The organism is Amycolatopsis rifamycinica, from assembly GCF_000695625.1.
In the GTDB taxonomy this organism is placed as follows: Bacteria; Actinomycetota; Actinomycetes; order Mycobacteriales; family Pseudonocardiaceae; genus Amycolatopsis; species Amycolatopsis rifamycinica.
Genome location: NZ_JMQI01000011.1, coordinates 1 through 22,387, shown reverse-complemented (window position 1 = coordinate 22,387; position 22,387 = coordinate 1). Strand labels below are relative to the sequence as shown.

Sequence of the window (22,387 nt, the reverse complement as noted above, 5' to 3'; positions counted from 1 at the left end):
CATGAACCCGATCGACCTGAACGAAGTCCTCGCGAGCTTCGACGCCGCCTGGAGCCCGCGCATCGTCACCCGTGTCAACGACTACGACATCCGGCTCGCCCGGTTCGACGGCGAGCACGTCTGGCACGTCCACGAGAACACCGACGAGTTCTTCATGGTGCTCGACGGCGAGATCGAGATCGGCCTGCGCGACCCGGACGAACGCGTCGTCACGCTCGGCCGCGGGCAGGTCTTCGTGGTTCCGAAGGGCACGTTCCACAAGCCGTCGTCGAAGGCGGGGGCGAGCGTGCTGCTCGTCGAGCCGGCGGGCACGCTCACGGTCGGCGATGTGCACGACGAGGTTCCCGAGTACGTCGACGTCACGACGGGCCACCTCGTCTAACCTCGGGGAAATGCTGACTGTCGTACCCGTCGACCAGGCGTCCTGGGCGGATCTGCAGGCGATCTTCGGCGACCGCGGCGATCCGGCCCGCTGTCGGTGCCAGTACTTCAAGGACACGCCCGCCGAGTGGCGGTCGGGGACCGCCGAGGAACGCGCCGAACGGCTCCGGGCCCAGACCGCCGACCACGCGACCGGGCTCGTCGCCTACCTCGGCGGCGAGCCCGCCGGCTGGTGCGCGGTCGAACCGCGCACGGCCTACCGCCGTCTCCTGACCAGCCGGCTGGTCTGGGCCGGGCGTGACGAGGACAAGGCGGACGACGGCGTCTGGGCCGTCACCTGCTTCGTCACGCGCAAGGGCTTCCGGCGCCAAGGGGTGAGCACGGCCCTGGCGAAGGCGGCGGGGGAATTCGCTCGTGAGCGGGGCGCGCGGGCCGTCGAGGGCTACCCGCTGGTCGTCGAGCCCGGGCAGAAGCTCGCCTGGCCCGGCGAACTGTTCGTCGGCACGACCGGGATCTTCGCCGACGCCGGCTTCACCGAAGTCAGCCGTCCGACCGCCCGCCGGGTGGTCATGCGCCTGACCTGCTGAGTCTTCCATAGGAACGGCGTACGCTCGGCCGCATGAAACGGACCTCGTTCGCGCAGTGGCCGTGCTCGATCGCGCGCACCATGGATCTGCTCGGCGACTGGTGGACCCCGCTGGTGCTGCGGGACGCCTTCTACGGCGTGCGCCGCTTCGACGAGTTCCAGCAGGCCCTCGGCATCGCGCGCAACACCCTCGCCGACCGGCTCAAGCGGCTGGTCGACGAGGGGCTGCTGGAGAAGGTGCCCTACCAGACCGAGCCGGTGCGCTACGACTACGTGCTCACCGAAAAGGGCCGCGACTTCTACCCGGTGCTGCTCGCGATGACCCGCTGGGGTGACAAGTGGCTGGCCACCGAGGCCGGCCCGCCGATCACCGTGCACCACCTCGCCTGCGGACACGACACGCACGCCGAAATCACCTGCGCCGAATGCGGGGAACCGATGACCCCGGACGACACGCGGATGCGCCGCGGCCCCGGTTTCCCGCCGCGGCTGGCGCAGCGGCCGGACGTCGAGGAGCGCTTCGCCCGGCAGGAGTGATTGACAGAGTCAGTCTATCTACGCAACTATCGTGGTCAGCAGCCGACAGGAAGGTGACCACGATGGAGTGGACGGGTGCGCGGTACACCGACCTGCCAACGGCCGAGGTGTGGACCTGGATCGACGCCGCACCCGAGGATGTCTGGCCGGTGGTCTCGGACGTCACGCTGATGCCCGAGATGAGCCCGGAGCTCCAGTCCGTCGAGTGGTGCGAAGAGGGCCGCAAGTTCCTCGGCCGCAGCAAGCACGACGCGTTCGGCGAGTGGGAGACGACGTCGTACGTCGTGGAGTGCGAAGCGCCGCGCGTGTTCGCGTGGGCCGTACAGGATCCCGAAGAGCCCAGCGCGGTCTGGAAGTTCACGCTCGAGCCCGAAAACGGCGGCACGCTCCTGACCCAGTGGATGCGGATGGGACCCGGCCGATCCGGGCTGTCGTTCGCCATCGACCGGATGCCGGAGAAGGAACAGAAGATCGTCTTCGTCCGCATGCGCGAGTTCGAGACGGCGATGCAGGGCACCCTCGCCGCGATCAAGGCCCGGATCGAAAACCGATGAGAACCGCGACCACCGTCGAGTTCTCGAAGGACACCCGCTCGACGGTGGACTTCGTGCTGGAAGCCGAAAAACTCGGTCTCGACGCCTGCTGGGTGGCCGAAGCCTGGGGCTCGGACGCGCCGTCCGCGCTCGGCTACCTCGCCGCCCGCACCGACCGGATCCGGCTCGGTTCCGGGATCATCCAGCTGGGCACGCGCACGCCGGTCGCCATCGCACAGGCCGCGCTCACCCTCGCCGACCTGTCCGGTGGCCGGTTCGCGCTCGGCCTCGGCCCGTCCGGCCCGCAGGTCGTCGAAGGCCTGCACGGCGTTCCGTTCGCGAAGCCGCTGACGCGCATGCGCGAGACCGTCGAGATCATCCGTCAGGCGTTCGCGGGGGAGAAGATCTCCTTCTCCGGCAAGGCGTTCGAGATCCCGCTGCCCGGCGAAGCCCGTCCGATGCGGCTGTCCACCGCGCCGAACCCGGACATCCCCATCTACTTCGCGACGCTGTCGCCGAAGCTGCTGGAGCTCACCGGCGAAGTCGCGGACGGCTGGCTCGGCACCAGCTTCGTGCCCGAAGGCGCCGACGCGTACTTCACGCACCTCGACGCCGGGCTCGCGAAGGCGGGCAGACAGCGTACGGACATCGATGTCTGTCAAGGCGCCGAAGTCGCCTTCGCCGACAACGAAGACGAGTTGCGCACGTTGGTCGGCAGCCGCAAGAAGGAGCTCGCCTTCAGCCTCGGCGGGATGGGCTCGGCCGGCACGAACTTCTACAACAACGCCTACAGCCGCCAGGGCTGGGCGGACGTCGCCGCCGAGGTCCGCGAGCGCTGGCAGGCCGGCGACCGCGACGGGGCCGCCGCGCTCGTCACCGACGAAATGGTGCTCGGCACGACGCTGATCGGCACCGAAGAGATGGTGCGCGAACGCCTGCGCGTCTGGCGCGCCACCGGGATCGACACCGTCCGGCTCTACCCGGCCGGCGAAACCCTCGACGCGCGTCTCACGACCCTCGGCCGCGCATTGGAGCTGATATGACCGGCGAGTGGCAGCGCACCGCGTGCAGCCTCTGCTACCTCAACTGCGGGCTGGAGGTGCAGCTCGACGGCCGGAAGATCACCCGCGTCCGCGGCGACAAGGCGCACCCGCGTTCGGCGGGCTACCTGTGCCAGAAGGCGCAGCGCCTGACCTGGTACGGCGACCACGAAGACCGCCTGACGACGCCGCTGCGCCGTCGTCCCGACGGCACGCACGAGCCGATCGGCTGGGACACCGCGCTCACCGAAATCGCGGCCAGGCTGCACGCGATCCGGGACGCCGACACCGCGGCCGGGCGGCCCGGCTCGTTCGCCTACGTCGGCGGCGGTGGCCAGGGCAATCACTCCGGTGGCGCGTACGGCACGTCGCTGCTGAAGTGGATGAACTCGACGCGGCACTTCAACGCGCTGTCGCAGGAGAAGACCGGCGACTTCTGGGTCAACGGGCACCTGTTCGGCTCGACGCTCGTGCACACCGCCGAGGACGTCGAGCACTGCGACCTGCTGGTCGTGCTGGGCTGCAACCCCTGGCAGGCCCACGGCTTCAGCAACGCCCGGCACGCGCTCAACACGCTCAAGAACGACCCGGACCGCCGGATGATCGTGATCGACCCGCGGCGCACCGAGACCGCGGAGCTGGCCGATCTGCACCTCCCGCTGCGGCCCGGCACCGACGCCTACCTGCTCGGCGCGATCCTGGCGCTGCTGCTCGAACGGGGGGCCGCCGACGAGCGGTTCCTCGCGGAACGCACCGAGGGCTTCGACGAGGTCGCCGCCGTGCTGGCGAAAGTGCCGGTGGACGCGTGGATCGCGCACGCGGAAGTGTCCCGGGTGGACGTCGAGCGGGCGGTCGAACTGATCCGCGCGGCGGAGGCGATGACCGTGCGCGTCGAGCTGGGCATCCAGCAGGGACGCCACTCGACGCTCAACAGCTACCTCGAGAAGCTGTTGTACCTGCTCACCGGGCACTTCGGCCGTCGCGGCACGAACAACCTGCACTCGTGGCTGCTGCCGCTGTGGGGCGCGGCGACCGGGCAGCGCTCCGAGATCACCGGCTTCGAGTACATCGGCGGCCTGCTGCCGGCGAACACCCTCGCCGAGGAGGTCCTCGCCGACCACCCGAACCGCGTCCGCGCGGTGTGGGTCGAGTCGTCGAACCCGGCCAACACCTTCGCGGGGACGCGAGACGTCGAACGCGCGCTGGAGGCCGCGGAGCTGACCGTGGTGGTCGACGTCGCCTACACCGAGACGGCCGCGCTGGCTGACTACGTGCTGCCCGCGGCGTCCCAGCACGAGAAGTGGGAGTTCACGCTCTTCACCTTCGAGTGGCCGACGAACTACTTCCAGCTGCGGCCGCCGTTGCTGGACCCGCTGCCGGGCACGCTCGCCGAGGCCGAGATCTACACGCGGCTGTTCGACGCGCTCGGCGTGCTGCCGTCGTCCGACGTCCTCGCCGAGCTGGCCGCGGGACCGCGCGCGGAGCTGCAGGCCGGTCTCGGCGCGCTGGTCCGGGCGATGCCGGAACGCGCGGCGATCCTGCCGGTGCTGCTCTACCGCACCCTGGGCGCGTCGCTGCCCGACGGCGCGGCGTCGATCGCGCCGCTGTGGGCCGGCTGCCACCGCGCGGCGAAGACGATGACCGTGCCGGTGCAGCGCGCGCTGGGCAGCTCGGCCACCGGTCCGCAGCTCGGCGAAGAGCTTTTCGACCGCGTTCTGGCCGGTCCGACGCCGTTTTCGGCGCACGAGCAGGACGAGGTGTGGAGCCTGATGCGCCGCGAGCGCGTCCAGCTCGCCGTGCCCGAACTGCTGGACTGGCTGGCCGCGCTGGACCCGGCCGCCGAACGGCCCGACCCGGCGTACCCGTTTTCACTGGTCAACGGGCAGCGGCGGGCGCACAACGCGAACCAGATCCTGCGCGACCCGCGCTGGCGCCGCACGGATCCGGACGGTGCCCTGCGCGCGCGTCCCGAAGAACTGGCCTCGATCGGCGCTTCCCCGGGAGACTGGGTGGCCGTCGTGACGCCGTCGGGACGGGTGGTCGTCCGCGCCGAGGCCGACCCCGCGCTGCGGCCGGGCCAGCTCTCGCTGCCGCACGGATACGGCATGGCCCACCCGGTCGCCGACGGCCGCCGGGTGGTCAGCGGCCCGCGGATCAACCTCCTGACCGACGCGCGGGACCGCGACCCGATCGCCGGTACCCCGCACCACAAGGACGTCCCGGCGCGCCTGGAGCCCGCGACGGAGGCGGAGCGGGCCCGGGCGGCGGCGGACAGCGAGACCGTCTCGAGTGGACGATTTTGAGGTTTCGCCGGTTTATAGTGGGTTCCTGACCGAAGGGGGCCCATGCGCAAGATCGTCGCGAACCTGTTCATCTCACTGGACGGCGTGGTCGAAGCGCCGGACAAGTGGTCGTTGCGGTACTGGAGCGACGAAATCGGCGAGGCGGTCGGCAGCGGGATGGCCGCCGCCGACGCGATGCTGCTCGGGCGCGTCACCTACGAAGGGTTCGCCGAGGCGTGGCCGGGGCGGACCGTCGAGGACGACGAAGGCGCCGAATTCATGAACAACGTCCGCAAATACGTGGTTTCGTCGACGTTGTCCGAAGCCGGCTGGAACAATTCGACGCTGCTCACCGGCGACCCGGCCGAGGCGGTCCGGGCGCTGAAGGCCGGCTCCGGCGGCGACATCATGACCAGCGGCAGTCCGACGACGGTGCGGTGGCTGCTGTCCGAAGGCCTGGTCGACGAGCTGCAGCTGCTGCTGTACCCGGTGGTCGTGGGCCGCGGGAAGCGGTTGTTCCCGGAGGAAGGACCGTCGTTCCCGCTGGAACTGGAGAAATCGGCGACGTTCGGCAACGGCGTCGTCCGGCTGACCTACGTGCCGGCATGATCACGCCGTTCCGGATCGAGGTCCCCGAGGCCGACCTCGACGACCTGCGGGCGCGGCTGCGGCGGACGCGCTGGCCCGAAGCCGAGCCGGTGGGCGACTGGAGCCAGGGCACACCGCTGGAGTTCCTGCGCCCGCTGTGCGAATACTGGGCGTCGGACTACGACTGGCGCCGCACGGAGGCGCGGCTGAACCGGTTTCCGCAGTACCGCACCGAAATCGACGGGCTGGGCATCCACTTCCTGCACGTGCGCTCGCCGGATCCGGCCGCGTTGCCGCTGCTCCTCACGCACGGCTGGCCCGGCTCGTTCATCGAGTTCTCGAAGGTGATCGAGCCGCTGTCCGAGGAGTTCCACCTGGTGATCCCGTCGCTGCCGGGCTACGCCTTCAGCGACAAGCCGACGGCGCCGGGCTGGGGCATCGAGCGCATCGCGGCGGCGTGGGCTTCGCTGATGGCGCGCCTCGGTTACTCGCGGTACGGCGCGCAGGGCGGCGACTGGGGGACGTCGATCACGACGTTGCTGGCCCAGCGGGACGCGGAGCACCTGGCGGGCATCCACCTGAACCCGCCGATCGCGGCGCCGGACCCGGCGACCTTCGGCGACCTGACGCCGGCCGAGCGGGCCGCGCTGGACGCGTTGGAGCACGCGCAGCGCTGGGAAGACGGGTATTCGGTGCTGCAGTCGACCCGCCCGCAGACGATCGGCTACAGCCTGCTCGACTCCCCGGCGGGGCTGTGCGGCTGGCTGGTGGAGAAGTTCCACGCCTGGTCGGACGGCTTCCCGTTCACCCGCGACGAGCTGCTCGACGACGTCACGCTGTACTGGCTCACGGGCACGGCGGCGTCGTCCGCGCGGCTCTACTGGGAAAGCATCCGCAAGGTGCAGAAGTGGTTCTCGGAGGCGACGGACGACACGGTCGACGTCCCGGTGGGCTGTTCGATCTTCCCGAAGGAGATGCCGCGGCCGTCCCGCCGGTGGGCGGAGCGGCGGTATCCCGACATCCGGCACTGGAACGAGCTGGACCGGGGTGGCCACTTCGCGGCGTACGAGCAGCCTGAGCTGTTCGCGGAGGAGGTGCGGACCTTCTTCCGGCTGGTCCGCTAGTTGACCTGCCGTGACTGACCCCGCCAGAACGGCTCCCGGAGCTTGAACTTCTGGATCTTGCCGGTGGCCGTCCGGGGCAGCGCGTCCAGGAACTCGATCCGCTTCGGGCACTTGTACCCCGCCAGGTACCCCCGGCAGTGCCGGATCAGCTCCTCCGCCGTGACGTCGCCCTCGACCACGACCAGGGCCGTCACCAGCTCGCCCCACTTGGCGTCCGGGATGCCGATCACGGCGGCCTCGCGGATCGCCGGGTGCGAGTTCAGCGCGTCCTCCACCTCGATGGACGACACGTTCTCGCCGCCGGAGATGATCACGTCCTTCTTGCGGTCCGCGATGGTCAGGTAGCCGTCGTCGAACGAGCCGCCGTCGCCGGTGTGGAACCAGCCGCCGTCGGTCACCCGGGCGGTCTCGGCGGGGTTCTCCCAGTAGCCGTCGAGGTTGTGGTTCGACTGCGCGAGCACCTCGCCGTCCTCGCCGACCTCGATCCGGACACCCAGCGCCGGCGTCCCCGCGCGGCCCAGCAGCCGCGCCTGCTCGTGCGGGTCGAGGTCCGCCCACTCGCTGCGCATCCGGTTGACCGTCAGCAGCGGCGCGGTCTCGGTGAGCCCGTAGATCTGGATGAACTCCCAGCCCAGCTCCGCCCGGACCCGCTCGATCGTGCGCGTCGGCGGCGGCGCGCCGGCCACGACGATCCGGACGCGGTCGCGGCCGGGGACCTCGCCGTTCCAGGTCGAGGCGCCGTCGAGCGCCGCCGTGACCACCGCGGGCGCCGCGCACAGGATCGTCACGCCGTGTTCGTCGATGCGCCGCAGGATCTCCGTGCCGTCGACCTTCCGGAGCACGATGTGCCGTCCGCCGAGGCCGGTCACCGCGTACGGCATGCCCCAGCCGTTGCAGTGGAACATCGGCAGGGTGTGCAGCAGGACGTCGTTGTCGCTCAGCGTCGTGTGCAGGCCGAAGACGGCGGCGTTCAGCCAGATGTTGCGGTGGGTGAGCTGCACGCCCTTCGGCCGCGCGGTCGTCCCCGACGTGTAGTTGATGGTGGCGGTGGCCGACTCGTCGCCGGCCCAGGGCCGGGGCGTTCCGCCGCCGCCCCAGATGGCCTCGTCGTCGCGGCCGAGCACGAACACGCGCTTCGCCGTCACCGTGTCCAGCAGGTGCTCGAGCTCCGGGTCGACGATCAGCACCTCCGCCCCCGAATGCTCCACTATGTACTCGGCCTCGGCGGGCGCCAGCCGGAAGTTGACCGGCACCAGGATCCGGCCCCAGCCGGACACGCCGAAGAACGACACGAGCAGCCGGGCGGCGTTGTGCGACACGATCGCGACGCGCCCACCTGGCGGCACGCCCAGCGCGTCGAGGTTGGCGGCCTGCGCGCGGGCCCGGCGCGCCACCTCGCGGTAGGTGAGCGAGCCCCAGCTCGGCGCCGGCTGGTCCGGCTCGTCGACCACCGCGACGCGGTCCGGGTACACCGTCTCCGCGCGGTCGAGGAAGTCCCGGACACCCAGATCGAAGAACATCCCCCGATGATGACTCTTCAGCAGGTGTCCGCACCAGTCCGATGTGGTTCGCTGGAGCACGATGGACTTCGACACGGTGGCCGGCGAACTCTACGGGGGCGACCCCGCGGAGTTCGTCAGCGCGCGCAACGCGGCGGCGAAGGCGGCGAAGGCCGAGGGCGATGCCGAACTCGCGAAGCGGATCCAGCAGCTCCGCAAGCCGACCACGGCCGCGGCGATCGTCAACGGCCTGGCCAGGGACGACTCCGACGAGCTGCGGGAACTGGCCGAGCTCGGCGCCGAGCTGCGGGACGCCCACACCCGCCTGGCCGGCGACGAGCTGCGCGCGCTGACCCGGCGCCGCGGCGAGCTGGTGCGGCGGATCCTCCACGAGCTGCCGTCGATGAGCGACACGGTGACCCGCGAGGTGGAGGCGTCCCTGGAGGCCGTCGCGGCCGACCCGGACACCGCCGCGCTGGCGCTCGCCGGACGGCTGACGTCGGTCGCGCACCAGGACACCGACCAGTGGTTCAGCCTGGCCGCGAGCGTCCCGCCCGCCACCGGGAAGCGCCCGCAGAAGCTGGTGGACAAGGCCGAACCGGCCAAGCCGAAGCGGGATCACCGGCGTGAAGAACGCGAAGAACGCGAAGCCGAGGAGCGGGCGCGGGCCCGTGCCGAACGCGAGCGCCTGCGCAAGGAAGCCGCCGAGCGGGACAAGGAACGCGCGGTGGCCGAGCGCGACCTCGTCCGCACCGAACGCGCGGCCGAGCAGGCCACCGCCCGCGTCGACGACCTGCGTGAGCGGCTGGCGGAAGCCGAGGAACGCGCCGCGCGGGCGACGGCGGAGTTCGAGACCGCGAAAGCGGCCTTCGACGAAGCCGACGCGGCCGCCACCGCCGCGCGAGAGGCCGCCGACGCCGCCCGCTGAGCCGTCGTCACGGCTACGCGGATTGAGGATGGCCGACGGTCCAGCCGGTTGGTAACGTGCGCTTGTGCCCCGGATGGGCCGACACACGGAGGTAGTGGCTACCAAGCCCCCTTGAGTTCGACACGTTCCGCCTTTCCCCGGCGGAGCTGTGCCCTCCGTGTCGGCCTCTCGGCCTCCGGTGATTCCGTCATCGGAAAGGACAACGCAGCTTGATCATGCTCACCACGACCGGCGCCCGGACGGGCCGGAAGCACCGGGTTCCCCTGGGCGCCTTGGACATCGACGGCCGGCTGGTCGTCGTCGCCTCGGCGATGGGGGCGCCGAAGCACCCCGCCTGGTACCACAACATCCGGCGCAACCCGCTGGTCACGGTGGAAACGGACACCGAAACGTTCGAGGCGATGGCGGCCCTCCCGCCCGACCGCGACCGGCTGTTCGCCGAGGTGATCGAGCGGGAACCGGGGTTCGCGCAGTACCAGGCGCGAACGACCCGGATCCTGCCCGTCGTCGAGCTGCGCCGGTTCGACACCGCGCGCCGCATGGGCGACTGGCTCGTCGAGATGCACGACTGGCTGCGCGGTGAGCTGAAGGAGATGCGCGCCGAGCTGGACTGCGGCGTCCCACGGCAGCTGCGCACGCGTTGTGCCGGCTTCTGCACGGCCCTCACCCGGCACCACACCGGGGAGGCCAGGAACATCTTCCCGGTGCTGGCCGAGCGGTTCCCGGCCCTCAAGCCCACGCTGGACAAGCTCGACGAAGAGCACGTCGTCGTGGCCCGGCTCCAGGAAGAGATCGAGCGGCTCGTCGAGGAGGAAACCGACCCGGTCCGGCTCCGCGCGGAGTTCGACCGCCTCCAGTCCGCATTGGACAGTCATTTCGCCTACGAGGAGCGCACGCTCGTCGCCGCCCTGAACGTCCTGCTGCCCGCGCCCGGCTGATCAGAGCAGCTCTTCGGCCAGCCGCCGCTGGTTTTCCCGCTCTGCCTCGGGTGACGGGCCGAGCACCTGCACCGCCACGTGGTCGGCGCCGGCGTCCACATGGGACCGCAGGCCCTTGGCGACGGTGTCCGGGGTGCCGTGCAGGACGAGGTCGTCGATCAGGCGGTCGCTGCCGCCGCCGGCGACGTCGGCCTCGGTGTACCCGTGGCGCAGGAGGTTGTTCACGTAGTTGCGGAGGCCGAGGTAGGGGGTCCGGACGTACGGCCGTCCGATGGCGCGCGCGGCCGCCGGGTCGTCGTCCACGACCACCTTCTGTTCCGGGGCCAGCAGTTTGCCCGCGCCCAGGACCGCCCGGGCGTGCCGCGTGTGCGCGACCGGCACCAGGTACGGGTGCGCGCCCGCGGTGCGCTCGGCGGCCAGCTTCAGCATGCGGTCGCCGAGCGCGGCGAGCACCCGGGCACCGGCCGGGACGCCGGCCGCGTCGAGCCGGTCGAGGTAGTCGACGATCTTGGCGTACGGGCCGCGGTACCCGGTGACCGACTCCGGGTGGCCGACGCCGATGCCGAGCAGCAGCCGGTCTCCGTAGCGGTCCGCGAGCCGGTGGTAGGACGCGGCGAGGGTTTCCGGTTCGTCGACCCACATGTTGACGATCGCCGTCGCGACGGTGATCCGCTCGGTGGCGGCCAGGATGTCCTCCACGAACGCGAGGTCGCCGACCGAGTTGGGGCCGGTACCGAGCCAGACCGCGCCGTACCCCAGCTCGTCCGCCGCGATCGCCTGCTCCTTGCGGGCCACGTCGTCGCGGTGCGGGGCCAGGAACACGCCGAACTGCTTCACTACATTTGCCATAGACATTAATGTAGCGAATGTAGCGTTAGACGGCCAAGCGGTGCAGCCACTCCCGCAGCATCTGGCGTTCGGTGGTGGTCAGCGCCTCCGTGTCGTCCTCGAGGGCGGTCGACAAAGCGACAGCGAGGGCGCTCATCGACGAGCCGTCGGCCGGGCGGTCGACGAGCAACCCGGCCAGGACCGACTCCCTGACCTGCGTGGACATCGCCAGATCCCGGCTTTCCGCGGGCTGGGCGATCAGGCTGAGCGTCACGCCGCTGTTGGCCGCGGCGAACTGCCGCGCGGCCTCCGCGGCCTCGACGCGCAGGCGCCCGTCGCGCGCCAACGGCGTGAAGAGCTCCAGCAGCATCGCCTCGGCGCTCGAGGTGAGGTTGCACGGGACGCCGGGCTCGATCTGGCCGTAGAGCAGCACGTAGAACGCGGGGTGCTCGAGGCCGTATTCGACGTGCCTGTCCCAGCCCGCGCGGATCCGGTCCACCGGGTCGCCGCCCGGCTCCGGGGCCTGGACGTACTGGGTGAAGCCGTAGTTGACCACCGCGTCGAGCAGGCCCTGCTTGCTGCCGAAGTGGTGGTACAGGGTGGGGGCCTGGACGCCGGCCCGCTCGCAGATCGCCCGCGTCGACACCGGTCCGTCGCCGGCTTCGTGCAGGAGCTGCCCGGCCGCCATGAGCAGACGGTCACGGGTACTGGTGGCATTGCTCGATCGTCCGGCCATATAGCAATTGTAACGCCCCCTTGTAACGCGCCACTTTCACGTGAAAGTGCCGCTTGGGCGGGTCAGCGAAGGCGGAGCTGGACGCGGCGGAGCGCGGCGAAGGCGCCCAGGACGCCCGGGTCCGTCGTGGCCGCGGCCGGACGCACCGAACGGTAGCCGTCCAGGAGCGCCTCCTTCAGCTCTTCGCGCTGGGGCAGGTGCGCGAGGGCGGCGCAGGCGACGGCGAGGTCGTAGGCGAAGTGGCCGTACCCGCAGTCGTCGAAGTCGATCACGTGCACCCGGCCGCGGTGCAGCAGGTAGTTGTCCTGGTGCAGGTCGCCGTGGACCAGGCCGAACACGTCGGAGCCGTAGCCCAGCTCGGCCCGCACCGCGCGGGCGCGTGCCACGGCCTTGCGGATCCGCTCGTCGCCGCCGGCCGCCGCGACGGCCCGCTCGACGACCGCGGCGGAGAAGCCGTCCACCTGCGTGCGGCCGAACTCGGTCAGGTCGTCGACGCGGCGGCGGTCGAGGCCGTTCATCCGGGCGCCGTGCAGGTGCAGCCGCGCGGTGAACTCGCCCACCGCGTACAACTGCGGCGCGCTGAGCCGCTCGTCGACGAACCGGCCCTCGACCCAGTGGCAGAGCACGCAAGTACGGGGTTCCGGCACGGCCGGGTCGGCGACCACGGTGACCAGGTCCCGCGCGCGCGTCGGCACCGGCTGCGGCACGACGAGACCGGATTCTCGGCGGAGCCGGGAAAGCCAGGCCATCTCGGCCCGCACCTGCGCGACGCCGGGGCCGTCCGGCCGCTGCACCCGCAGCACGTACCGGTGGCCGTCCGCGCCGTCGACGCGGAAGGACGTGTTCTGCCCGTGGGCCAGCGGGGTCAGGCGAGCCACCGGAACGGCGTAGGCCGTCAACGCCGCTTCGGCGAGCCGGCGCAGGCGGCGGGTGCGGCCGGCGCGGTCGAGCTCGGCGAACGGCCGGGTGTTCGCCTGGAAGTCGGCCATCGCCCAGGTGCTCAGCTGATCGACCGTTCCGGCTCGCGGGAGTGCGAGACCAGCTCGATGGCCGGCGTCGTGTGCCGTCCGCCGCCGAGCCGCTCCACGCCGCGCAGTCCCTCCACCAGCCGCTCGACCTCGGTGTCCGGCCGCACCCCGAAGCGCATGAACTGGCTGGTCATGCCGATCTTGTTGCCGCACTGGCGCACCAGCAGGTGGTGCTCGGCGAGCAGGTAGTCGCACAGCTCGGCGCCGTCGACCGACGCCGGCAGCTTGACGAGCAGGAAGTTCGCCTGCGACGGGAACACCGTCAGCTCCGGGAACTGGCCGAGCTGCGAATGCATCATGAACCGGTCGAGCGCGAGTTTCTTGAGGCTGTCTTCGTACTCCGCGCGGTGCTCGGCGAGCATGAAGATCACGGTCTCGGCGAGCGAGTTCAGGTTCCACTTCGGCAGCGCGGCCGATAGCTTGCGCGTCAGCGCGGGGTTCGACACCTGGTAGCCGAACCGGATCCCGTGCAGCCCGAAGTTCTTGCCGAGGCTCTTCAGCACGATCACGTTCGGCCGGACGACGGCTTCGGCGGCCACCGACGGGTTCCGCTCGGCCTCGACGAAGTCGACGAACGACTCGTCGATCACCACCAGGTCGAGGTCCTCGAGGGCATCCATGAACCGGATCACCTCACGGCGCGGCAGGTACCCGCCGTCGGGGTTGTTCGGGTTGCACAGCACCGCGACCCGGGAGCCGCGGCGCTTGATGAAGTCGATGTACTCGTCCACCCGCAGTTCGAAGCCGTCCGCTTCCTTCAGCAGGAACATGTCGACGCGCTTGCCGGTCTCCATCGGCTGGTCGGTCCAGCGGCCGAACGTCGGGATCGGCACGGCGACGCTGGAATCGACCAGCAGGCGGTCGATCCAGGTGATCAGCTCGGTCGAGCCGTTGGCCAGGGAGATCGTCGACGGGTTGAGCCGCAGCACGCTCGCCAGCTGCGCGGTGATCGCGCCCGCGTCGCTCGGGTAGAACTTGAGGATCGTGCGGAGGTTGCGTTCGAGCCGCCCGAACATCTCGTCGGTCGGGAAGTACGGGTTGCAGGGGATGCAGAAGTCCGCGAGGTCGTCCGCGTGCTGTCCCATCGCCCTGGCTACGGAGAAGAACGACGGGCTGTGGGCTCTGTCCTGCTGGGAAAGGCCGTGGGTGGTCATACCGTGCCGCACGCGTGTTCTCCGTCCGCCGCATTACCGGCCCCTTGCCTTCCCGTTGAGGACACGTGCGGATCGGACGGCCGGTTCAATGCCGGACAACGCGTGGATCCCGGTGCCCGCCAGCACGGCCGTGGCCAGCGCGGACAGCAGCAGGAGCGGAAGCGGCGCGGCCAAGGGGTCGACGCCGGTGAAGGACTCCACCCCGATCACGGCGGTGAGCACGAGGTCGGCGGCGACGGCCGTCTGCACGACGCGGAGCCGGTGCGCCTCGGAATGAAGGGTGAAGCGCAGGAGCCAGGCCAGCGCGGGCAGCACGAGGATCGCGTGCATGGCGACCGCGTGCAGCGGCTTGAGGGCGCCGGCGGTGGTGTAGGCCAGCTGCGGGTCGCCGCCGCGGGCCGCGACGACCCCGCGTCCGATCATCACCGCACCGGTGGCCAGCGCGACCAGCAGCACGACCAGGCCGGCGCGGACGGCCAGGCGCAGGCTCGGCGCGCCCGGCCCGGGCTCGACGAGCGCGGCGGCCGTGAAGCCGATGACGGTCAGGACGAGCACCCCACCGCCCGCGGCCAGCGTCATCGAGACGACGGTGTCGAACGACGTCTCGAAGTTGAAGTGCGACGGCACCCCGCGCCACGCCTGCATGCTGACCAGCACGACCTCGGCGACGCTCGCCGCGGTGAAGGCGCCGAGCAGGAGGGTGCGCACGCGAGCCCGCATGGTGAGGAAGGACGTCGCCCAGGCGACCGAGGCGAGCGTCAGCCCGAACGACAGACCGAACGTGACGGCCTTGCGCATCGACAGCGGGCCGAGCCACGAGCCGCCGGTGGCGATGAGCACGAGAGCGTGCACGACGCCGCTGAAGAACAGCACCGCGCCGACGGCGTAGGCGATGCGTTCGGCGCGGCGTCCGTCGGACCAGATCCGGGTCAGTGCGTTCATGCCGGTCAGTTTCGCGCCGCCGGTGGGGTCACCGCGTCGGCCCGGCGGCGACACCACGACGTACGACGACGTGCGTACGGGAATCGGCGAGTATGTCGAAAAAGCACCGGTAAAGGAATTTCTTTTTTCTTGACGGAATATTGACGAACCGCGTGCCCGGTGCCACTCGGCAGGCGGATGCGCGGCGGGCCTGTGCGTTCTACTCTGCAGACATGTACATCGCATTGTTGACCTATACGGCGCCCGAAACAGAAGTCGACTACGCGCTTCCCGACCATTCGGAATGGGTGCGTAAACAGTTCTCGAAAGGACTCTTCCTGGTTTGCGGAAAGGGCAACGGCGCGGCCGACCACGTGATACTGGTCCGGCCGGTGCTGCGCGGCAAGCTCGACGCCGTGCTCGCCAGCGACCCGTTCGTGGTCCGGCGGCTCGCCCGCTACGACGTCATCGAGTTCACCGCCACGCGCACCGCTCAGGAGCTGCTGGCGATCAACGAGGCCATCGCCTCCTGAGGAGCCGTCAAGGTCGGGTGGCCCGGCGACGAAGCCCCGCCACCTGACGGCGAAGAACGCTCACCCGCGGTGTCTCGCTTATGATCGCGAGGACGTCCAGCAGGGAGAGTGCGATGAAGACCCCCGACCTCGTGTTCCGGGGCCGCCGGTTGAGCCGTGACCGCGCGCTGGTGCTGGCCGCGGTCGAGTCGCTCCCCGCGGCCCGCTCGGCCGTCGCCGACGGCGCCGATCTCGTGAGTTTCGCCGGCGCGGGCGCCGAGTCCCTGGTCGGGCAGGCGCGTGAAGCTTTTCCCGGCCTCGTCATCGGGGTCGACACCGCGGACCCGTCGGTCGCCGCGACCTGCTGCGAAGCGGGCGCCGACCTGCTCATCGCGCGCGCGGACCTGACGGAGGTCGCGGCCCGGTACGGCGCTGGTTACGCCGCTCCTTCGCTCCCTTCGCCTGCCGTGCCCGCATCGGGCGTCGTACTGGACATCGGGGAGTTCCGGACGCCGGTGCCCGCCGACCGGCCCGTCCTGGTTTCGGTAGCCGGGGATGGGACAGCGGCCGGTCTGGCGCTGGCGGCCCTCGCGGCGTCGGCCGGCGTGGCGATCCTCCGTACGAAGCACGTCCGCGAGGTGCGGCACGTGGCGGAGATGGCGGCGAGCATCGCGGGCACGCGCCCTCCGGCCAAGGCGGTCCGGTGGGAGTGATCCGCGAGGTCTGGCCCGCCGCGCGCGACCTGACCGACGACGACCTCGAGCAGCTGTACCGCTACCCGGCGGACCCCCGCTGGCTGGCGGTCAACTTCGTCTCCAGCACGGACGGTGCCATCACGGTCGAGGGCCGATCGGGTGGTCTGTCGACCCTGGCGGACCGGATCGTCTACCGCCTGGGCAACGACCTGGCGGACGTGGTGCTGGTGGGCGCGGGAACGGCCATGGCGGAGGGCTTCGAGGGAATGCGCCCGGACGCCGCCACGGCTGAGCGCCGCCGCCGGTTCGGGCTGGCCCCGATCGCCCCGGTGGCGGTGGTGACCACGGGCCGCTCCCTGCCGGCGGACGCCCCGGTGATCACGAAGGCGGCGGTCCCGACACTGGTCTTCACGTGCTCGGCGGCGCCGCCGGCGTTGCGCGAGGCCTGGGCGGCGCACGGTGCCCGCGTGTTCGTGGTGGGCGAATTGTCGGTCCCGGCCGAGCGGGTGGTGTCGACGCTGGTGGCGGAGGGGCTGGGCCGCATCGACTGCGAGGGCGGCCCGCGGTTGTTCGGTTCGCTGATCGAGGCGGGTCTGGTCGACGAGTTCCGGTTGACGGTGGCGCCGTTCCTGGTGGCGGGAACGTCCACCCGCGCGGCCTTCGGTCCGGTGGTCGACCCGGCGGCGCTGGAACTGGCTTCGGTGCTCACCGACGGCGCCAGCGTTTTGCTGCGGTACCTGGCGATCCGCTAGATCGCCGGTTTCGATCCGTTGTGCCATAAGGAAAATCGCTGCTCGGGTCCACTTCGGAGTTCACCCGATCCAGTGATGCTGTTCGCACGTTTGTTCGGGTACCGTCGGAGACATGACTACCACGCGAAGACCTCCGCAGCGCCGTAACCCGGTGCTGCGCCAAGGAAAACCCCTACCGATCAAGCAGTCGCCGGAAGTGGTCCGGCAGTGGCAGTTCCCGAGCCTGCGCCCGCGTCAGCCAGGCGAAGTCGTCGTGCTCCTCAGGGTTGAGCACCACCTCGCCGGCTCCCTCTTCTTCCACCGTGTAAACGAAAGCGTGGATGTGCAGGGCGCGCCCCGCCACGTCCGGCCACGCGTCGCGGGCCAGTTCGCCCGTGACGCGGACCGTCAGCCCGGTCTCCTCCGCCGCTTCGCGCGTCGCTGTGTCCTCGAAGCGCTCGCCTGGCTCGGCCGTGCCGCCGGGCAGCTCCCACCGGCCCGCGAGGAACACCCCGGGGCCGCGGCGGAGGAACAGCACCCGGTCGCCGCGGGCGATCCAGCAGTAGGCCAGGTGCTTCTGCGCGATCTCCGTCATGCGCGCGATTCTCGCTCAGTTGGTCTTCGACGTCGGCAGGTGGGCGCCCAGGTAGCCGACGTACACCGTGCCCGTGCGGTCGGTGTCGTCGAGGAAGTGCAGACGCGGGGCCGGCGACTTGAAGCGCTCCAAGGCGATGTGGGCACCGAAGTAGTCGCGGCCCGCCGGGTTCGTCCGGGGGTCGACGCGGAACGTGCGGGCTTGGCGGAGCCGCTCGTTCGTGGTCACCGTGTCCGACTCGGCCAGCGCGATGATGTTCGCGCTGATCAGCGAACCCGGCTGGCCGGTGCGGGCGAACGCGAGCACGTCCGACAGCTCGGGGCCCGGGTCCTGGCCCGCGTCGAGCAAGGCCGTCCGGGCGCCCGCGTAGGCGTTGAGGGTGCGGAGCGCGTCCCACGCCTTGCGGCGCCAGGCGGCCGCTTTGGGATGGTGGTCGAGGATCGCGGCCGGTGCCGGCTCGGCCGTGATCGCGAGGTGCTTGAGCGAGGCTTCCGCGGCGCCGATCAGCTCGGCGAAGCTGGGGAAGTCCTCGGGCGGGCGCTCGGCGGCGGCGACCTCGTCGTCGGCGTCGTGGTGGCGGGCGAGCCGGCCGGCGAGCAGCCCGTTGACGCGCCTGAGCTCGTCGCGCTCGGCCTCCGTCTCCTCGAACGCCCGGGCGTAGTCGTCGGCCTCGGCCTGCAGTTGCGCGAGCTGCTCGCGCAGGCAGGCCACGTCGGTGGCGCACGCGTCCTCGAGGCGGCGGCGCAGCGTCTTCACTTCGCAGGCGTGCCGGTCCCGTTCCTCGGCGTGGGTCTTGGCCTTCTTCCGCAGGATCGTGATCACGCCCCGCGCCTCGGCCAGCTCCCGCTCGGCGCGGCCGAGCTTCTCGACGAGTTCGGCGTCGGGCTCGCGCTCCGGCGAAGCGAACGGATCGGTCTCGTACCAGGCCCGCACGCTCGGCACGTCCGCCCACTCCTCCGGCAGGGGCGTCCGGCCGCGGGTCTGGATGAACCGGGTGATCGCGCCCTGCAGGGCCTCGCCGGACACCGGGCTCTCGCTGACCACGAAATCCGGGAGCTGGTCGCACGGCGGCACGTACAGCCGGGCCCCCTGCGGCACCGCGCAGCCGAGCGGCAGGTGCCGGTTGAGGGTGTGGCGGAAGCGGTCGTCGACGTCGAAGACGTTGAGCAGGCCGGGCCAGCCCTCGACCGGCACCGTCGGCGGCTCGGTGAGCACCAGCACCGCCGAAGATCGCCAGGGCGCCACCAGCGCCTCGCCCAGCAGGTCGGCGAGGTGGTCGCATTCCTTGCGCGACCAGCCGCGCATGGCCAGCACCGGCGTTTCGATCGGGATCTCGTCGCTGCCGCTGGCGCCGAGCTCCTCCAGCCCGATCCGCTGGGCCGGCGCGTCGAGGCAGCTGCGCCACGGCCGCGTGCACGCGGCGGTCAGCAGCCACGTCACCCGGTCCTCGCCGGCGCGGTAGCACAGCGAAAGCAATACCTGAACGGAGTAGCGGCTGCCCTCGTAGGCGAACTTGAGATCGCACCGCCGCGAACCGCCGTCGTCGGACGAGCCGAGGTCGGTCACCGTGTAGTCGTCGTGCTGCCGCTGGCGGCTGATCAGCCTGCTGCGCAAGGCGTCCAGGGGGCGTTTCCCCTCGGTGGGGACCAGTCCGTGGTGCCAGATCCGGTGCACCCCCACAGGACTCAACTCCGTTCGCCGGGAACAGGAACTCAGCCGAACATAGCGGATCCTGTGACCGTTCGAACGCGGGGCGTCACCCCGTGCGCGTCCAGAGGCAGAACGGGTGCCCGGCCGGATCGAAGCAGACGCGGACGTCGTCCTGCGGCTGGAACTCGGCGACCACCGCGCCCGCGGCGGTCGCCGCCGCCGTCGCCTCCTGGAGGTCGTCGACCTCGATGTCGAGGTGCAGCTGCATCTGCTGCGTCCCCTCGGCCGGTGGCCACACCGGCGGAACGTGCCCGGTCTCCAGCTGGAACGACAGCCCCGCGCTGCCGTCATCCGGCCGCAGCGTCACCCACTCCGGTTCATCGGTGCGAATCGGCCAGCCCAGCAGCTTCGAGTAGAACTCGGCGAGCGCCCGCGGTTCCGGCGTACCGAGCACGGTGGAGGTCAGCTTCATGATCGAAGTGGTACCCACGCGGCGGGTTCTCTACCGCGTCCCGGAGGTCCTCATGTCGAAGTAGGCGATCGGCGGCCCGACCCGCCGCCACGACGTCGTCGCGAACACCGCGGCACCCGACAACGCGAGAAGGACGGTGACCACGGCCAGCGTGGCGCCGATCCGGGCGTAACCGGGCCGGGTGCGCGCCCCCGCGCAGATGCCGAAGACCAGCGCCAGCACGCTGATCGGCAGCAGGGCGAACCACAGCGCGCCGAGGACCAGCACGAACGCCTGCGTGACCCAGGAGAGCGTCCACGCGGACACGAGCTCCGGCCGGACGATCAGCCAGGCCGCCCAGGTCGCGACCGCCAGCGTGAGGCCGGACGCGCCGATCGCGAGCGACGCGATCGCCAGGCCGTGGCCGGGCCGGCTGGTCGTGGTGGCTTCCTGCGCGTCAGGCTCCGGTTGCCCCATGCCGGGAACATCTCGGCGGAATGGTCGCGCGTTACCGGAATACCTCGGCATCGCGTGAGTTGGCTTCTGGCGCAGACGTTGCGATCACCGAGGGAGCTGCCATGTCGTCCGAGGACATCCAGGGGACCGTCGCCGAGGGGTACGAATCCGTCCGGGAGGAGTTCGCCGCCGTCGCGGCCGGGGAAGGGGGTGACTACGCCGCCCAGCTCGTCGCGCACGTCGACGGGGAGCGGGTCGTCGACCTGTGGACCGGGCCCGCCGTCACCGGCGAATCGCTGACCGGCGTGTTCTCCTCGACCAAGGGGGCCGCGCACCTGGTGGTCGCGCTGCTCGTCCAGGACGGCGTGCTCGACCTCGACCAGCGGGTCGCGCACTACTGGCCGGAGTTCGGCGCCGCGGGCAAGAGCGGGATCACCTTGCGGGAGCTGCTCGCCCACCGGGCGGGTGTCGTGGGCGCCGACGACGGGTTCACCGCCGAGGAGATCGCGGACGATCGCGTCATCGCCGAGCGGCTCGCCCCGCAGCGGCCGTACTGGCGGCCCGGCACCGCGTTCGGCTACCACGCGCTGGTGATCGGGGCGCTGACCGGTGAGGTCGTCCGGCGCGTCACCGGCCGCAGCATCCAGGAGCACTACGAGGAGCGCGTCCGGAAGCCGTTCGGGCTGGACTTCTACCTGGGGCTGCCCGAGGAGCTGGAGCCGCGGTTCCTGACCACCCAGCCGATGCTGCCGACACCGGAGCAGCTGGCGGAGCTGGAGGCGAACGCGACCGGGCCGCGGAGCATCACGGGCATCGCGTTCAACCGCAACCACCCGAAGGCGCCGGAGCTGTGGGAGCTGCCGAACATCAAGCCGGTCCGGCAGCTGAGTCCGGCGTCGGTGGGCGGCGTCGCCTCGGCACGCGGGCTGGCCGGCATGTACGCGGCGGCGATCAGCGGCCCGGAGCCGCTGCTGCGTCCGGAGACCGCGGCGGAGTTCGCGCAGATCCACTCGGTCGGCCACGACCTCGCCACGCGCAACCACACCGCGTTCGGCCTCGGCTTCGCGATCGTCTCGGTCGACTACCCGGTGCTGGGCCAGGGCGCCTTCGGCCACAGCGGCGCGGCCGGCTCCCAGGCGTTCGCCGACCCCCGCAGCGGCCTCGCGTACGGCTACAACCGCCGCCGGTACGCCTTCCCGGGCGGAGCGGCACCGGAGAACGCCCGCCTGGTCCGCGCGGTCCACGCGGCGGCGACGGCCTAGGGCGTGTCCTGTAAGTGGTTGAGCTGGTCTTCTGGTAGTCGTGTTCGGTGGTTGGTCGCGGTGAGTTGACGGACAAGGCATGGGCAGTGATCGAGCCGTTGCTGCCGCCGCAGCAGGGCGGCGGGCGGCGATGGCGGGATCACCGTCAGGTGATCAATGCGATCCTGTGGAAGCTGCGCACCGGTGCTCCGTGGCGTGACCTGCCCGAACGCTATGGCCCGTGGAAGACCGCGCATGAGCGGCTGCGGTTGTGGACCAAGGACGGCACCTGGAACAAGATCCTTGACCGCGTGATCGTCAAAGACGACGCCGTCGGCGACCTCGAATGGATCATCTCGGTGGACTCGAGCGTGGTCCGGGCCCACCAGCATGCCGCTGGTGCCCGGAAAAAGGGGGATGCAGCGACGGAATCGAAGCCCTCGCACTCGACGGGGAAGGGCTCGGCCGGTCCCGAGGCGGGCTGAGCACGAAGATCCACCTCGCCGTCGAGGGGCGTGGCCTGCCGATGCGGTTCCTGCTCACCCCAGGCCAGGCCGGTGACAACCCGCAGTTGCTGCCGTTGCTGGATGGCATCAGCGTCGCCCGGATCGGACCGGGCCGGCCACGCTGCCGGCCGGAGACGGTGATCGCGGACAAAGCCTATTCGCATCCTTCGACCCGCCAGGCGATGCGAGACCGCAGGATCGCCTTCGTCAGTCCCGAGCGGGACGATCAGATCACCCGCCGCGCGGCCAAGGGCTCCCGCGGCGGGCGACCACCCACGTTCGATGCTGAGGTCTACAAGCAGCGCAACGTGGTCGAACGGTGCTTCAACCGGCTCAAGCAGTTCCGTGACCTAGCCACCCGCTATGCCAAACGCGCCGCCTACTACCAGGCCGAACTGACCATCGCCGCCATCGTGCTCTGGCTCCGATGACTTACAGGACAGCTCC

Annotated in this window: 25 protein-coding genes; 15 read left to right on the top strand and 10 right to left on the bottom strand. The window is 71.1% G+C overall.

The features are described from left to right. The first annotated feature begins 1 nt into the window (after nt 1). The 8 genes from DV20_RS04720 to DV20_RS04685 all read left to right on the top strand — a co-directional run bounded on the left by DV20_RS04720 (nt 2) and on the right by DV20_RS04685 (nt 7,071). Entirely contained in the window at nt 2–382 is a 381-nt protein-coding gene (locus DV20_RS04720) for a cupin domain-containing protein (RefSeq protein WP_407638316.1), read from the top strand. Nucleotides 383–392: 10 nt separating this feature from the next. Further along, nucleotides 393–968, top strand: coding sequence for a GNAT family N-acetyltransferase (locus DV20_RS04715; protein ID WP_043776653.1), 576 nt, complete (start codon nt 393–395; stop codon nt 966–968). A 32-nt stretch (nt 969–1,000) separates the two neighbouring features. Then, the gene (locus tag DV20_RS04710) at nt 1,001–1,504 is read left to right on the top strand and encodes a winged helix-turn-helix transcriptional regulator (RefSeq protein ID WP_043776652.1); all 504 of its coding nucleotides are present in this window, start codon (nt 1,001–1,003) and stop codon (nt 1,502–1,504) included. Between the two features lie 62 nt (nt 1,505–1,566). Beyond that, nucleotides 1,567–2,058: an SRPBCC family protein gene (locus tag DV20_RS04705; RefSeq protein WP_043776651.1), complete on the top strand. Its 492-nt coding sequence runs from the start codon at nt 1,567–1,569 to the stop codon at nt 2,056–2,058. Continuing rightward, the gene (locus tag DV20_RS04700) at nt 2,055–3,080 is read left to right on the top strand and encodes an LLM class flavin-dependent oxidoreductase (RefSeq protein WP_043776650.1); all 1,026 of its coding nucleotides are present in this window, start codon (nt 2,055–2,057) and stop codon (nt 3,078–3,080) included. The genes DV20_RS04705 and DV20_RS04700 overlap by 4 nt, the downstream gene beginning before the upstream one ends. Beyond that, nucleotides 3,077–5,380, top strand: coding sequence for a molybdopterin-dependent oxidoreductase (locus DV20_RS04695; RefSeq protein WP_043776648.1), 2,304 nt, complete (start codon nt 3,077–3,079; stop codon nt 5,378–5,380). Before DV20_RS04700 ends, DV20_RS04695 begins: the two co-directional genes overlap by 4 nt. Nucleotides 5,381–5,422: 42 nt before the next feature. Continuing rightward, the gene (locus tag DV20_RS04690) at nt 5,423–5,968 is read left to right on the top strand and encodes a dihydrofolate reductase family protein (protein ID WP_043776647.1); all 546 of its coding nucleotides are present in this window, start codon (nt 5,423–5,425) and stop codon (nt 5,966–5,968) included. After that, entirely contained in the window at nt 5,965–7,071 is a 1,107-nt protein-coding gene (locus DV20_RS04685) for an epoxide hydrolase family protein (protein ID WP_043776644.1), read from the top strand. Before DV20_RS04690 ends, DV20_RS04685 begins: the two co-directional genes overlap by 4 nt. Here DV20_RS04685 and DV20_RS04680 read toward each other — a convergent pair. Next, nucleotides 7,068–8,591: an AMP-binding protein gene (locus DV20_RS04680; protein ID WP_043776643.1), complete on the bottom strand. Its 1,524-nt coding sequence runs from the start codon at nt 8,589–8,591 to the stop codon at nt 7,068–7,070. The two genes, DV20_RS04685 and DV20_RS04680, sit on opposite strands and share 4 nt — an antisense overlap. Before the next feature lie 61 nt (nt 8,592–8,652). Between DV20_RS04680 and DV20_RS04675 the strand changes: the two genes are divergently transcribed. Then, nucleotides 8,653–9,498 carry a hypothetical protein gene (locus DV20_RS04675; protein WP_200876355.1) on the top strand — a complete coding sequence of 282 codons (846 nt, stop codon included), beginning with the start codon at nt 8,653–8,655 and terminating at the stop codon, nt 9,496–9,498. Nucleotides 9,499–9,707: 209 nt separating this feature from the next. After that, complete coding sequence (locus tag DV20_RS04670) at nt 9,708–10,436, top strand: nitroreductase/quinone reductase family protein (RefSeq protein ID WP_043776639.1); 729 nt, start codon at nt 9,708–9,710, stop codon at nt 10,434–10,436. Here the strand turns inward: DV20_RS04670 and DV20_RS04665 are convergent, their stop codons facing one another. The 5 genes from DV20_RS04665 to DV20_RS04645 all read right to left on the bottom strand — a co-directional run bounded on the left by DV20_RS04665 (nt 10,437) and on the right by DV20_RS04645 (nt 15,124). Next, nucleotides 10,437–11,285, bottom strand: coding sequence for an LLM class F420-dependent oxidoreductase (locus DV20_RS04665; RefSeq protein ID WP_043776638.1), 849 nt, complete (start codon nt 11,283–11,285; stop codon nt 10,437–10,439). A 25-nt stretch (nt 11,286–11,310) separates the two neighbouring features. After that, nucleotides 11,311–12,000 carry a TetR/AcrR family transcriptional regulator gene (locus tag DV20_RS04660; RefSeq protein ID WP_043776636.1) on the bottom strand — a complete coding sequence of 230 codons (690 nt, stop codon included), beginning with the start codon at nt 11,998–12,000 and terminating at the stop codon, nt 11,311–11,313. Nucleotides 12,001–12,062: 62 nt separating this feature from the next. Beyond that, nucleotides 12,063–12,989 carry a phosphotransferase enzyme family protein gene (locus DV20_RS04655; RefSeq protein WP_043776635.1) on the bottom strand — a complete coding sequence of 309 codons (927 nt, stop codon included), beginning with the start codon at nt 12,987–12,989 and terminating at the stop codon, nt 12,063–12,065. Between the two features lie 11 nt (nt 12,990–13,000). Then, a complete protein-coding gene (locus DV20_RS04650) occupies nt 13,001–14,194 on the bottom strand; it encodes a pyridoxal phosphate-dependent aminotransferase (RefSeq protein WP_051735792.1) in 1,194 nt (397 codons plus the stop codon). A 21-nt stretch (nt 14,195–14,215) separates the two neighbouring features. Then, the gene (locus DV20_RS04645) at nt 14,216–15,124 is read right to left on the bottom strand and encodes a hypothetical protein (RefSeq protein WP_043777207.1); all 909 of its coding nucleotides are present in this window, start codon (nt 15,122–15,124) and stop codon (nt 14,216–14,218) included. Between the two features lie 212 nt (nt 15,125–15,336). On the opposite strand from DV20_RS04645, the gene DV20_RS04640 reads away from it, so the two are divergent. The 3 genes from DV20_RS04640 to DV20_RS04630 all read left to right on the top strand — a co-directional run bounded on the left by DV20_RS04640 (nt 15,337) and on the right by DV20_RS04630 (nt 17,062). Continuing rightward, nucleotides 15,337–15,636 (top strand): YciI family protein, encoded by a 300-nt coding sequence (locus DV20_RS04640; RefSeq protein WP_043776632.1) that lies wholly within the window; start codon nt 15,337–15,339, stop codon nt 15,634–15,636. A 113-nt stretch (nt 15,637–15,749) separates the two neighbouring features. Beyond that, nucleotides 15,750–16,328: a hypothetical protein gene (locus DV20_RS04635; RefSeq protein ID WP_043776630.1), complete on the top strand. Its 579-nt coding sequence runs from the start codon at nt 15,750–15,752 to the stop codon at nt 16,326–16,328. Then, nucleotides 16,325–17,062 (top strand): dihydrofolate reductase family protein, encoded by a 738-nt coding sequence (locus DV20_RS04630; protein WP_043776629.1) that lies wholly within the window; start codon nt 16,325–16,327, stop codon nt 17,060–17,062. Before DV20_RS04635 ends, DV20_RS04630 begins: the two co-directional genes overlap by 4 nt. Before the next feature lie 172 nt (nt 17,063–17,234). Here the strand turns inward: DV20_RS04630 and DV20_RS04625 are convergent, their stop codons facing one another. From DV20_RS04625 to DV20_RS04610, 4 genes are all read right to left on the bottom strand, one after another. Next, the gene (locus tag DV20_RS04625; protein WP_043776628.1) at nt 17,235–17,636 is read right to left on the bottom strand and encodes an NUDIX hydrolase; all 402 of its coding nucleotides are present in this window, start codon (nt 17,634–17,636) and stop codon (nt 17,235–17,237) included. A 15-nt stretch (nt 17,637–17,651) separates the two neighbouring features. After that, on the bottom strand, nt 17,652–19,316 hold the full coding sequence (locus DV20_RS04620; protein WP_043776627.1) for a hypothetical protein: 1,665 nt from the start codon (nt 19,314–19,316) through the stop codon (nt 17,652–17,654). Nucleotides 19,317–19,392: 76 nt separating this feature from the next. Then, nucleotides 19,393–19,758: a VOC family protein gene (locus tag DV20_RS04615; RefSeq protein WP_043777204.1), complete on the bottom strand. Its 366-nt coding sequence runs from the start codon at nt 19,756–19,758 to the stop codon at nt 19,393–19,395. Between the two features lie 30 nt (nt 19,759–19,788). Further along, on the bottom strand, nt 19,789–20,214 hold the full coding sequence (locus tag DV20_RS04610; RefSeq protein WP_043776626.1) for a hypothetical protein: 426 nt from the start codon (nt 20,212–20,214) through the stop codon (nt 19,789–19,791). A gap of 101 nt (nt 20,215–20,315) precedes the next feature. Between DV20_RS04610 and DV20_RS04605 the strand changes: the two genes are divergently transcribed. Next, a complete protein-coding gene (locus DV20_RS04605; protein WP_043776625.1) occupies nt 20,316–21,455 on the top strand; it encodes an EstA family serine hydrolase in 1,140 nt (379 codons plus the stop codon). A 47-nt stretch (nt 21,456–21,502) separates the two neighbouring features. Further along, a protein-coding gene (locus DV20_RS43645; RefSeq protein WP_235190703.1) for an IS5 family transposase occupies nt 21,503–22,371 on the top strand; the annotation gives its coding sequence in 2 pieces (ribosomal slippage) (nt 21,503–21,874 and nt 21,877–22,371; 867 coding nt in all). Nucleotides 22,372–22,387 lie beyond the last annotated feature (16 nt).